At 65.3% G+C, this 12,859-nt stretch carries 7 protein-coding genes; 5 read left to right on the top strand and 2 right to left on the bottom strand.

The window, feature by feature from the left end; all coding sequences use genetic code 11:
• Positions 1–289: 289 nt before the first annotated feature.
• The 5 genes from IVB32_RS04865 (at position 290) to IVB32_RS04845 (ending at position 9,114) form a co-directional block, all read left to right on the top strand.
• Positions 290–541, top strand: coding sequence for a hypothetical protein (locus IVB32_RS04865; RefSeq protein ID WP_007594936.1), 252 nt, complete (start codon positions 290–292; stop codon positions 539–541).
• A 207-nt stretch (positions 542–748) separates the two neighbouring features.
• Positions 749–2,482 carry a methyl-accepting chemotaxis protein gene (locus IVB32_RS04860; protein WP_231188787.1) on the top strand — a complete coding sequence of 578 codons (1,734 nt, stop codon included), beginning with the start codon at positions 749–751 and terminating at the stop codon, positions 2,480–2,482.
• A 415-nt stretch (positions 2,483–2,897) separates the two neighbouring features.
• The gene (locus IVB32_RS04855) at positions 2,898–4,967 is read left to right on the top strand and encodes a methyl-accepting chemotaxis protein (protein ID WP_085361344.1); all 2,070 of its coding nucleotides are present in this window, start codon (positions 2,898–2,900) and stop codon (positions 4,965–4,967) included.
• Between the two features lie 206 nt (positions 4,968–5,173).
• On the top strand, positions 5,174–7,144 hold the full coding sequence (locus IVB32_RS04850) for a HAMP domain-containing methyl-accepting chemotaxis protein (protein WP_026233670.1): 1,971 nt from the start codon (positions 5,174–5,176) through the stop codon (positions 7,142–7,144).
• A gap of 281 nt (positions 7,145–7,425) precedes the next feature.
• Complete coding sequence (locus IVB32_RS04845) at positions 7,426–9,114, top strand: methyl-accepting chemotaxis protein (protein WP_166517499.1); 1,689 nt, start codon at positions 7,426–7,428, stop codon at positions 9,112–9,114.
• A gap of 3 nt (positions 9,115–9,117) precedes the next feature.
• On the opposite strand, the gene IVB32_RS04840 is transcribed toward IVB32_RS04845, so the two are convergent.
• Both IVB32_RS04840 and IVB32_RS04835 read right to left on the bottom strand, forming a co-directional pair.
• Positions 9,118–11,826 (bottom strand): DUF2339 domain-containing protein, encoded by a 2,709-nt coding sequence (locus tag IVB32_RS04840; protein ID WP_247409927.1) that lies wholly within the window; start codon positions 11,824–11,826, stop codon positions 9,118–9,120.
• 49 nt (positions 11,827–11,875) lie between these two features.
• Complete coding sequence (locus IVB32_RS04835) at positions 11,876–12,844, bottom strand: NAD regulator (RefSeq protein WP_085352597.1); 969 nt, start codon at positions 12,842–12,844, stop codon at positions 11,876–11,878.
• Positions 12,845–12,859 lie beyond the last annotated feature (15 nt).

Genomic DNA, 12,859 nt, shown 5'->3' with positions numbered 1-12,859 from the left:
CGAAGTCGCCGCGCGTGTCGAGACCCCGCGCGTCGAGAGTAGCCGGCTCGAGCCGGTGAAGCCGCAGGTCAAATCGGAGCCCGCCAGGGACGACGCCCCGCTGGAGCTGCGCCGCTCCACCCAGTGAGTTGGTGCGCGGGACAGTCCGCGCACTTTGTCGTTGAGAGCTGCCATCAGACACGAAGCCGCCGCGCCGTAGTCATACGGACGGCGGCTTTCATGCGTTGGTAGCTGTTCGCGCCCCAGTTTGCGTACGGCCGGGGGCGCGGCCCGATAAAAGGGTTCAACGATGTCGCTGTACTTCTTCCGTATCAGCACGGGCCGCTATTCCGGTGCTGCCGACCAGCCATATGAGTTCGAGGACCGCGCCGCGGCCTGGACCGAGATGACCGAAGTCTGTGCCAATTTGCTCGGCGGCATCTCGCGCGGCCTGAAACAGGATGCCGAATGGCGCATGGAGCTGCTCGACGAGAACAAGGAGCCGGTGTTCCGGATCAGCTTGATTGGCGAGAGCCAAAAGGCCCTTGGTCGCACTGGCTAGAAATCGGGCATCCTACCGCCGCGTGTGGTTAACCTGTTAAGCGCGCGGACCGTGCCGTTTTTCAAGGGATTTTCCGGTAAGTCCGGTATTTGTCCGGGGGCGATCGTTAACCAGATCACCACACCTGAAGCTCAGTTTTTAGGCAAGGGCGATCAACGCCGAGGGCGGCCGACAATGACTTGGCCGCGCAACCCGGGAAACGCCCTCATGTCGAGACTCATCCAGAATCTGCAAATCGGTACCAAGCTCGCGCTCGCTTCGGCGTTCGGCGTTGTTCTCGTCGGCGCCATGATCGCGAGCCAGGTCATCGGCAACAACAACGTGGGGCATTCCAACCAGGCCGCGCTTGCGCAGCAGGAATTGGTGCGCGAGGCTACCGAAGCCAAGCTTGGGATACGCGGCTTGCAACTCGCCGTACGGGACATGCGTCTCGCCAACAATCAGGGTGACTTGCAAAAGGCGAGCGAGCTTCTGCTGGAGCGGTCGAAAGCACTGAACGGCGTTGTCGATTCCATGCTCAGGTTGTCGCACGCCCCGGAAAACCGCGCGCGGATGGAGAAGCTCAAGTCTACGTCGGCCGATTACCTGAAGGGCGCGCAGCAGAACGCCTCTGTTCGCAGCGAGGCCATTGCGGTTGCGGCCACGGACCCCGTCCGCGCCGCCAAGATTTCCGAGGAAGGCGCGCGCCAGATCCGCGAGGTGACGCTGCCGCTTGCCACACAGCTGGACAATTTGACCAGCGAGATTGCCGATTTCGCCAAGCACAAGAGCGATGAAGAAATCGCTGCCGCGAGCCAGGAGATGGCCGTGAGCGAGCGTCTCGGCATGGTGGTCGGTGCGTGCGCCGTGCTCGTCCTCATCGGTTCGTGGCTGATGTCCTTCCTGACCATCGCGCGGCCGATCCGCGCGCTCACGGTTGCCATGGACAAGCTCGCTGGTGGTGACTTCTCTGTTGTCCTGCCGGGTCTCGGCCGCAAGGACGAGGTCGGCGGTGTCACCGCGGCCGTCGAGAAATTCAAGGTCGTGTCGGAGCAGAAGGCGCGCCAGGAAGCGGAAGCCAAGATGCGGCAGGACCAGGTGGCGGCCGAGCAGCGCAAGGCCGATATGCGCAAGCTTGCTGATAGTTTCGAAGGCGCCGTCGGCGAGATCGTCGATACGGTGTCGTCGGCCGCGACGGAGCTCGAGGCTTCGGCCTCGACGTTGACCTCGACGGCGGAGCGGGCACAGGAACTGACGATAGTTGTGGCTGCGGCCTCCGAGGAGGCGTCGACCAACGTGCAATCGGTGGCGTCGGCCACGGAAGAGCTGTCGTCTTCAATTACGGAGATTAGCCGCCAAGTGCAGGAATCGGCGCGGGTCGCGAGCGAGGCGGTTACCCAAGCCCGAACCACGACCGACCGTGTCGGAGAATTGTCCAAGGCGGCGGCTCGCATTGGCGACGTGGTCGAGCTGATCAACACCATCGCCGGCCAGACCAACCTGCTGGCGCTTAATGCCACCATCGAGGCGGCACGCGCCGGCGAGGCCGGTCGCGGTTTTGCGGTGGTGGCTTCCGAAGTGAAGGCGCTTGCCGAGCAGACCGCGAAGGCGACCGGCGAGATCGGCCAGCAGATTTCCGGCATTCAGGCCGCGACGCAGGACTCCGTCGCCGCCATCAGCGCCATCAGCAACACCATTGAAAAGCTGTCCGAGATATCGTCCACGATCGCGGCGGCCGTCGAGGAGCAGGGCGCGGCGACGCAGGAGATCTCGCGCAACGTGCAGCAGGCGGCCGAAGGCACCCATCAGGTCTCGTCCAACATCACCGACGTGCAGCGCGGTGCAGGCGAAACCGGCTCGGCATCGTCGCAGGTGCTGGCAGCCGCGCGGTCATTGTCCGGCGACAGCAACCGCCTCAAGCTCGAGGTCGGCAAGTTCCTCGACACCGTGCGCGCCGCCTAAGAACCTCGTTCCAGACAGTTCGGAAGACGCCCTGCCTCCTCAGGCGGGCGTTTTTGCATCCTGATCTTCGCCGCGAACGTCTCGCGCATGACTTCGGCGAACGTCGGCTGCAAAAGCAAACAGTGGCGACCTCAAGCTGAAATTTACAACTTTCTGGCGAGATTATCTCTTCCATTTCAACTGTTTGGGTTGAAATCTCAGTATTTCTCCGAGCCCTCCCGTTAACCAGAATGAGTAACCCCAAGGAATAGATTCTCCGGCAAGGGCGATCAACGTCCATGCAGCCGGCAAGGACTTGGCTGCGTGTTTCCTTTGGGGGAAACGTACCATGTTGAGCCCTGCTCATCATCAGCAGGTCCGAACTCAGTCCGCCAGCGCGTGGAGTCGGCTCGGACATGTTCGGATCGGCACGATCTTGCCGATCATCATCTCTGCCCTGGTCTTGCTTGGGTTGGCCTCGGCCGGATTCATCGCCTATGAGGCCGTCCTCAAGAGGCGAGAGTCCGAGGCATTCCTGAAGGTCAATGCAGTTGCCCAACTGCTGCTGCGCAGCGCAGGACATTGGGCGATTGAACGCGGGCTGACCAACGCCGTGCTGAAGTCTCCTGATGTCGTCAGTGCCGAGCGCCGTGCGGAAATCGCAAAGGCGCGCGCGACGGCCGACGAGGCCTTTCGCCAAGCCGTCCTCGATATCAGCGCGATTCCCGAAATGACGGCGGGGCAAAGACAGATTGCGGACGCAGCGACGAAATTCGAGGCGCTGCGTCTCCTGCGTGAGAAAGCCGACGCGGGAATGTCGCGCTCGCGCGTTGAACGCGAGCCTGACCTCGTAGATGGCTTCGCGCCAACGATTACGGAGGTGATCGACGTCGCGAGCAACCGCTTGCGGCTGACGCTCGAAACACTCACCAGCCCGCCCGTGGCAAGGCTGGCCCAGCTCATCGGCTTGCGACATCTGACAGCTCAGATGGCCGAGAATGCCGGAAGGGAGCGGGCCCTGCTGGCTGGGGTCGTCGGTGCGCGCGCGAAGCTCGGGATGGAGGGCTATGAGCGCCTTTCGGCGCTGCGGGCCAAGGTCGAACTCGCATGGGACACGGTATTGCCGGTGCGGCTGCGTTCGGACCTCGCCCTGCAGATCGGCGAGGCGATGACGGAGGTCGAGAAATCCTATTTTGGTGCCTACGGTGAAACGCGGGTGACTGTGCTCGCCGGTGGCGAAGGCGGGGACTACAGAATCACGGGACCCGAGTACTTCACGCGGGCCACCGCCGGCATCAATGCAGTGCTGAAGCTCGGTGAAGCCATTGGCGCGGCCGCTGACCGCGAAGCCACGATGCAGGCAGAGGTCAGCACTCGTAATGTTGTTTTCACGGTCGTGTTGCTCTGCGCCTCGGTGATGCTCGCTGGCCTCAGTTTCTGGATCACCTTTGGCCGGATCCTCAAGCCGCTTTCAGCCATTTCGGTTGCGATGGGTGGGCTCGCCAATGGCGACTTCACGACGGTCGTGCCTGGCACCTGCCGAGGTGACGAGGTCGGCGAGATGGCGCGGACCGTTGAAGTCTTCAAGCAAAACGGGCTCGAAGTCGAACGCATGCGGGGCGATCACGCTGCGGCCGAGAGCCGGGCAGCCGAGCAGCGCAAGGCGGAGATGCGGAAGCTGGCCGACGGCTTCGAAGCCGCGATCGGGGAGATCGTCGACACCGTCTCCTCGGCAGCGACCGAGCTCGAAGCCTCGGCGTCGACCCTCACATCGACCGCGGAGCGTGGGCAGCAGCTCACGACCATGGTTGCTGCGGCCTCCGAGGAGGCGTCCACCAACGTGCAAGCGGTGGCGTCGGCCACCGAGGAGCTGTCGTCTTCTATCACCGAGATCAGCAGGCAGGTGCAGGAATCGGCCCGCGTGGCCAACGAAGCTGTCGGCCAGGCGCGTGTCACCACTGAGCGCGTCAGCGAATTGTCCAGGGCGGCGACGCGGATCGGCGACGTGGTCGAGCTGATCAACACCATCGCGGGTCAGACCAATCTCCTGGCGCTCAACGCGACCATCGAGGCCGCGCGCGCCGGCGAAGCCGGTCGCGGCTTTGCGGTTGTGGCCTCCGAGGTCAAGGCACTCGCCGAACAGACCGCGAAGGCCACTGGCGAGATCGGGCAGCAGATCGCCAGCATCCAGACCGCGACCGAGCATTCGGTCGGCGCAATCAAGGACATCAGCGGCACTATCGAGAAGCTCTCGGAGATTTCCTCTACCATCGCGGCTGCCGTGGAAGAGCAGGGCGCGGCGACACAGGAAATCTCCCGCAACGTGCAGCAGGCGGCGGAAGGCACCCATCAGGTCTCGGCCAACATCACCGATGTGCAGCGCGGCGCGAACGAGACCGGCTCGGCGTCGTCGCAGGTGCTGGCGGCGGCCCAGTCGCTCTCTGGCGACAGCAACCGCCTCAAGCTCGAGGTCGGCAACTTCCTCGATACCGTGCGCGCAGCATGACGCGGTCGCCGTCACCAATCATCGATCGACTACAACCGACGCGCGAAGACGCGCGGTGGTTCGCATGCGTTCGCAGTTGGATGTCGCGGCGCGATGAGCCGCACGGTTAACCTTCCGGAAAACCGATGCAGTCATGATCTCCGTAATATTCCGGGTGCCGAGTCGCCCTCCTCGTATTGCGTATCAATCGTATTGGAGCACATTCCATGAGTGGCCCTTCCATTCGTCTCACCCATAAGGTCATGGCGATCGGACTGTTCGGATTGTTGGGTCTCGTCGCCTTCGGCGCGATCTACGAGATCGGCAGTCTCTCCCAGGACGCCTCCCGCGAGATTGCTAACCGCGCTCGTGCGATCGCTGACCTCGACAAACAGCTCTCGATCGAGATGCTGGAGGCCCGCCGCAACGAGAAGAACTTTCAGCAGCGCCGCAACGAGAGCTACGCCAAGGCACATGCCGAATTGATCGGGCCGATCAATCGCGACTTCGACGAGGTGGAGCGGCTGATGTCGGCCGGCGGCTTGGGCGCGCTGTCCGACCGGATGAAGCAGGCCCAGGACGGCTTCAAGCGATACGCGTCGGACTTCGGCGCATTGGTGGCCGCGGAGACCCGGCTCGGCCTAAACGAGACTCTGGGCCTCTCCGGCTCGCTCCGCGCCGCCGTGCACGACATTGAGGCCAAGCTCAAGGAGATCGACGATCCCAGGTCCACGAGCTGGATGCTGATGATGCGCCGGCACGAGAAGGACTTCATGCTGCGGCGCGACCCAAAATACATCGCCGAGATGAAGAAGGCCGCGGTCGAATTCTCCAAGGCGATAGAGGTCGTCGCAATCCCTACGGCAGTGATGAACGACATCACAGCCAAGCTGCAGAAATATCAATCCGAGTTCACGGCGTGGGTGGAGACGGCGCAGCAAACTGCGGCCCTCGACGCCAGCATGATGAAAACGTTCCGTGGGTTGGAACCGAGCATGATCGAGGTGCGCAACACAGTCGAAGACCTCTACAGGAAGGCCGACGTTGCGGAAGCTGCGACCCGCGATGCCGTGCGCATGTGGATGATGGTCGCCTTCGCCATTGCCGTCGTCGTGCTCGCCGCGGTGGGCTTCCTTCTGGGACGTTCGATCTCGAAGGCGCTTGCCGGCATGGTCGGCGCGATGACGCGGCTTGCGCGCGGCGAGCTTTCGATATCCGTTCCGGGCATCGGGCGCAAAGACGAGATCGGCGAGATGGCCGGTGCCGTCGAGGTGTTCAGGACCAATATGGCGGAGGCCGAGCGGCTGCGCACCGAGCAGGTCGAAGCTGAGGCGCGCGGGCGCCAGCAGCGCAAGGCCGACATGCACCGGCTCGCCGATACTTTCGAAGGCGCGGTCGGCGAGATCATCGATACTGTTTCGTCGGCGGCAACCGAGCTGGAGGCCTCGTCAAATACGCTGACGCAGGCTGCCGAGCGCGGCAACGGGCTTGCCACGGTCGTGGCGGCCGCCTCCGAAGAGGCCTCCGCGAACGTGCAGTCGGTGTCTGCAGCGAGCGAGGAAATGACCTCCTCGATCTCCGAGATCAGCCGTCAGGTGCAGGAATCGGCCCGTGTCGCCGACGTGGCGGTCGGGCAGGCCCAGCGCACCAATGCACGCGTCGCCGAACTGTCGAAGGCCGCCGCCCGCATCGGCGACGTGGTCGAACTGATCAACACCATCGCCGCCCAGACCAACCTGCTGGCGCTCAACGCGACGATCGAGGCGGCGCGTGCCGGCGAGGCCGGCCGCGGCTTTGCCGTGGTCGCTTCCGAAGTGAAGGCGCTCGCCGAGCAGACTGCGAAGGCCACGGGCGAGATCGGCCAGCACATCGGCGCGATCCAGACCGCGACGGAAGACTCCGCCGGTGCGATCAAGGAGATCGGCGACACCATCGCGCGGATGTCGGAGATCTCGTCAACCATCGCCGCCGCGGTCGAGGAACAGGGTGCCGCCACGCAAGAGATCTCCCGCAACATCCAGCACGCCGCGAATGGCACCTCCGAAGTCTCGGCGAACATCGGCGATGTCCAGCGTGGCGCAGGCGAAACCGGGGCGGCCTCGGCGCAGGTGCATTCGGCTGCGCAATCGCTGTCGCAGGAGAGCCACCGGCTGAAGAGCGAGGTCGCGCGCTTCCTGGATTCGGTACGGGCGGCGTGACAGCCGTCGCCTTCCGCACATTGCGTCGCAAGTGGACAGGTCGCGTCGCAGCATCAGTTGGCTGTGCAGCTGCACAGTTGGTTGCGGGAGAAATAACGACCGTCAGCGCTGTCCCGTAATTTTACGTAGGGCCCTGTTAACGCCTGCTTGCGACTATGTGTGCAATCTTACGGGACAAGAACCAGCCAGCATTGTTGAACTGACCTCCGTCTCGCCATCTTCGTGGCGGTTTGCGGCGCGGACAATTTGCGCGTTGCCAGGTAACATCGGGATTTGTCGTGATGTCGAAATTGTCGATCGTCTTCAAGCTTCTGGCCGTGTTGTCGGTCCTGGTCCTTTCGCTCGCCGGCGTTGGCGTGACGGCGATCGGCACCATGCAGAACATCAATTCCCATACGGTCGAGATCGCGGAGAGTTGGCTGCCCAGCGTGCGCGCGCTCGGCTCGCTTCGCGCCGACATCAACGAGCTGCGCGTCGCGCTCCGTCTGCATCTGATGCAGGACAGCGTTGAGGGCAAGGACGCCGCCGAGAAGCGCTTGGCCTCGCTGCGCGCGCGCATCGACCAGACCCGCAAGGTCTACGAGCCGCTGATCACTTCCGCCGAGGAGCGCTCGCTCTATGGGCAATGGAGCACGGCGTGGGCCGAGTATCTGAACGGCGTGCAGGACGTGATGGCACTGTCGCGCAAGGGCGTTGGCCGTTTCCCGGTCGACGCCAACGAGCTGCTGCAGACCAAGGTTGCGAAGATGGCCCAGGCCGCCGATCCCCTGCTCCAAAAGGGCATCGAGCTCAACAACCGCGGTGCCGAGCTTGAGACGAAGCAGGCCGCCGACAGCTACGCCATGATCTTCCGCGTGCTGGTCGGCATCATCGTGCTCTCGGTCGTAATCGCGATCGGCGCCGCCTATTATCTCGTGCGCGACGTTTCTCGCGGCATTGCCTCAATCATCCGCCCGATGCAGTCGCTCGGCGAGGGCGACCTCTCGGCCGACGTTCCGCATCGCGGCGAGAAGACCGAAATCGGTTCGATGGCAGATGCGCTGCAGATCTTCAAGGAGGCGCTGATCGCCAAGAAGGCCGCCGACGAGGCCGCTGCGCGCGACGCCGAAGTCAAGATCGAACGCGGTCGCCGCGTCGATGCCATCACCCGCAAGTTCGAAGCCATGATCGGCGAGGTGGTCGGGACCGTCTCCTCGGCCTCGACCGAGCTCGAGGCCTCCGCCTCGACGCTGACCAACACCGCGCAGCGCGGACAGGAACTCGCGACCGTCGTCGCAGCCGCCTCCGAGGAAGCCTCGACCAACGTCCAGGCGGTGGCATCCGCTTCGGAGGAGCTGTCGTCCTCCATCACCGAGATCAGCCGCCGCGTGCAGGATTCGGCGCGGATGGCGGCGGAGGCCGTCGAGCAAGCGGCGCGGACCAACGACCGTGTCAATGCGCTGTCGCAGGCGGCGTCCCGCATCGGCGACGTCGTCGAGCTCATCAACACCATCGCGGGCCAGACCAATCTGCTGGCGCTGAACGCGACCATCGAGGCCGCGCGTGCCGGCGATGCGGGCCGCGGATTCGCGGTCGTCGCCTCCGAGGTCAAGGCGCTGGCCGAGCAGACCGCGAAAGCGACCGGTGAGATCGGGGCGCAGGTCTCGGGTATCCAGGCGGCGACGCAGGAATCGGTCAGTGCCATCCAGGAGATCGGCGGCACCATCGAGCGGCTCTCCGAGGTGGCTGCGGCCATTGCCGCCGCCGTCGAGGAGCAGGGCGCGGCCACGCAGGAAATCTCGCGTAACGTGCAGCAGGCCTCGGTCGGCACGCAGGAGGTCTCGTCGAACATCACCAACGTGCAGCGCGGTGCGATCGAGACCGGCGAGGCTTCGACCGAGGTATTGTCGGCGGCGAAATCGCTGGCGACCGACAGCACCCGTCTCAAGGTCGAGGTCGCGCAGTTCCTGGAATCGGTTCGCGCGGCCTGACGCTCACGTGCTCGTCTGCGGAGCCGGCGGCGGTGCGATCTGCCGCCGGAACAGGATACGCTGGTAGAGCCAGCCGATCGCGACCAGCACGATGCCGAGGCACATGAACGATAGCGCGCGGTAGACGCCCGTCAGCGTCGACATGTCGATGACGAATGCTTTCAGGATCGTCAACGCGATCACGACGGCCGATGCCAGCCGCGCCCGCTCCGAATTGACGAGAATGCCGACGCCGAGCAGCACCACGCCGAAGCCGAGCCAGCCGATCGAATAGGTATATTGCTCGGCGCCCGTCGTCGCCCCGGAGGAGAGGATCGGGCCGTGATAGAAGCGGCGGATCTCCAGCGTGACATAGGTCAGCGCGAACAGCAGCGCGCCGCCTGCAATCGTGTTGGCGTAGGCCTTGCCGCGTTCGCCGGCCACGGCATAGGACAAGAGCAGCATCAGCACCGCCGGCAGCGCGTAGCCGAGCAGCAGCAGGTTGAACACGGCGCCACCGACGTCGGTGCGCCATAGCAGCGGGTTCTCCAGGAGCAGGAGGCCGAACACGCCGACGAGCCCGCCGATCACCGTGAGCACGACCGCGCCGACATTGTGCACGACGCTGCGGCTGCGCAGTCGCAGGCGCTCCAGCCCGATCGCCAGGGCGAGCGTGATGCAGACCTGGAGGGCGAATTCGAGCAGAGAGGGTGCTGACGTCATGTTGCCGCCGGTCGCAAAATGGCGGATCTCCATGAAGGCGAGCAGCGCGGTGAACAGGATCGCGGCGCTCTCGAGCATGCGCAGCGGGGCGTCGTCGGCGCGGCGGCGCAGGAACAGGCTCGCCGCCCAGAACGATGCCGCCGGCAGGCCGTAACCCCACAACAGCCAGTTGAAGATCGGCGTGGTTCCGACGGCGTCGCCGACGATGCGCGGATCATAGCCGATCCGAGCGGTGACGAGGCCGGCGAAGATCGCGGCGAGCCAGCGCAGGAACGGGATCGGCCGCTGCATCGAGATCCAGGCGGTGCCGAGCGACATCAGCGCCAGTGCGATCGTGAGCCAGCCCTTCTCCAGCGCAAACGTCAGCGCCAGCGGCAGTGCACCGAGCGTGCCGGTCGCAAACAAGGCCGTGGAGATCATGGCGCCCGGCCGGGTCTCGCGGCGTGCAAGCGCTTCGGTGGCCGCGCCGAAGGCGGCGGCGAGCAGCACCGCGAGGATGGCGAACGGGATCGAGCGATCGAGATGCGCGATGCGTGCGTAGAGCGCGACCAGGATCGCGATCGGCGTCGCGACCCCCGCGACCGACCACACCACCGGAATGATCGCCGAGTTCGAACGTCCCTGCGCGAGGAAGCCCGCGATGCCGAAGCCGGCGGCGAAGATCGCCGCCATCACCAGATGCAGCGTCACCGCGCTATCGATCGCCGTCGGTGCGATGTCGGCCATGGGACCGCCCGGCAGCACGAGCATGTCAGGATTGGCGCGCACCGCCCATTCGGCGAACACGACGAAGACGGTCGCGGCGGCTGCGCCGAGCGCGCCGGTGGCCGCCGGCGCGCGCCAGGCGACAAGCAGCGTCGCGCCGACCAGCAGCGTGAAGGCCATCAGCGCCAGGTCCGCATGGGCGCTCGACAGCACGATCAGCATCGCGCCGAACAGATAGGCACCGAGTGAGCCCGACGAGACCGGCTCGATCTCACCGTCCTCGATCGTCGGGCCGAACATGAAGCCGCAGACCACGAGAAGAGCGGCAAGAACGAATCCTGCGATCACATGGAAAGCGTGCGGCGCGACCTGCAGGTCGCTGGTATCGAGCCCCGGAAAGATCCAGAGCACGGCGAAGGCGATTGTCGTGACCGCAAGCCAACGCCACAGCCGGATACGGGCAAGGCCGAAGCTCGCGGCGGTGACGACGGCGAGATAGATGTAGAGGGCCCAATAGTCCGGCTTGCCGCTGGAGACGAGGATCGGCGTCACGAAGGCGCCGACCACGCCGAGGCCGGCGAGCGCGGGCCCGTGCAGGAGCGCGGCAGCCAGCGTGCCGAGCGCGACGAGGCCGAGCAGCACGAAGGCGGTCGCGGGCACGAGGAAGCCATAGAGCGCGTACGCCGCGTAGATGGTCGCAAATGCCACCGCCGTACCGGCTGCGGTGAGGATAGCGGGAATGTTGGCGATCGGCAGCGCGGCGATGTTGGAGATGCTCTCCTTGCGCCGTGACCATTCGCCGGCGCCCAGCAGCGCCAGCGCGAACACGCCGCCAAGGAACACGCGCACGCCGGGGCCAAGGAGGCCAGCCTCGATCGAATAGCGCACCATGAAGAAGCCGCCGAGCGCGAGCGCCAGGCCGCCGATCCAGACTACCCAGCGCGTGCCGAGCCGTTCCTCGAACCCGGGCGCGGGTGCGGGCAGCGGCGGCGTCGCGTCGGCCTCGGTGCTCGCTTCGAGCGGAGGCGGTGAAATATCTTCGGTGACGAGCGGGGGCGGCGCCTCGGCTCTGGCTTCGGCTTGGGGCACAAGCGGCGGTGGCGCTGCGAAAGTTGTGGGGGGCGCGTCAGCCCACACATCTGCGGGGATCAGCGGCGGCTGCACGGGCCGTTGCGCGCGGAACATCTCTTCGAGCGAGCTTAGCCGTCGTCGCAGTTCAGCCGCCTGGCTGGAAGCCTTGATCGCGATGATGAAGGCGATGATCGCAATGATCAGCGCGAAGACGTCAAACGGGCCGTCAGACATAAAGCCTCCAGGCAACCGGCGGGCAGGGGCCGATCACGCATATCTCGGGTTAGCGCCGGGAGCGTACGCGCAAGCCCGGCGCGGGTCGCTCCTGAAGCACGTCGCGACGGAAGCGGTAGAGCGCCGCCGGACGTCCGCCCGTCTGTGTCGACATCACCCCGGTCGGTTCGACCAGGGCTTCCATTTCGACCAGGCGGCGGAAATTTTGTTTGTGCAGGTGTCGGCCGGAGATCGCCTCCACCGTATACTGCAATTCGGTAAGTGTGAATTCGGCGGGCAAAAGTTCAAAGACCACAGGACGATACTTCAGTTTTGCACGCAGTCGCGCGACCGCTGTCGCAAGAATCCGGCGGTGGTCGAAGCGCATGGATGTGCCGAGCGCGGACAGCGCCTTGCGCGCTAATGCCGCAGGGCGACCGTCGCGCCGCGCTTCCTCGACCAGCCCTGCCTCGTACAGGAGCTCGTAGCGGTCGAGCACGCGCTCCTCGTCCCAGGACGCGCCGTCGAGACCGAAATAGAACCGCACCCGATCCTTGCGCGGCAATGCGCGCGTCGTCTCCGGCGTCTCCTCTTCGGCCCAGCCGGTCAATGCCGGGATGATGTCGTCCGCGATGATCGCGGGCGGCCCCTCGCGCCAGTCCTCCCAAGGCAGGAAGCGATACCACGGCGCGAAGCTCGCACTCGTGGCTGCCAGTTCGCCGCCGAAGGCGCGCGTCAGTGCGAGATAGCCGATCGACACCATGTGCGCGCCGGTGTCGCCAGCCTCGGCATGCCGGCCGCGATCGCCGAACGTGTAGAGCTGCTCGACATAGCCGAGCCGCAGGCCCGTCTGTTCCTCGACCCACGCCCGCAGCCCGATCTCGAAAGTGCGATGGCTCGGCGCATCGAACGGGCCGAACGGCAGGCCGGCCAGGCCGTCACTGTCGCGCGCGGTGAGGATCAGCGGTTCGTGATCCTCGATCGCGACGATCGCGGCGGTCAGGCCGATCTCGATCGGCGTCAGCAGCTTTTCGCTCATGCGATGGCGATCGCC

It is taken from the genome of Bradyrhizobium sp. 23 (assembly GCF_023073295.1).
GTDB lineage: Bacteria > Pseudomonadota > Alphaproteobacteria > Rhizobiales > Xanthobacteraceae > Bradyrhizobium > Bradyrhizobium canariense_D.
This window is presented reverse-complemented; position numbering and strand designations above follow the sequence as displayed.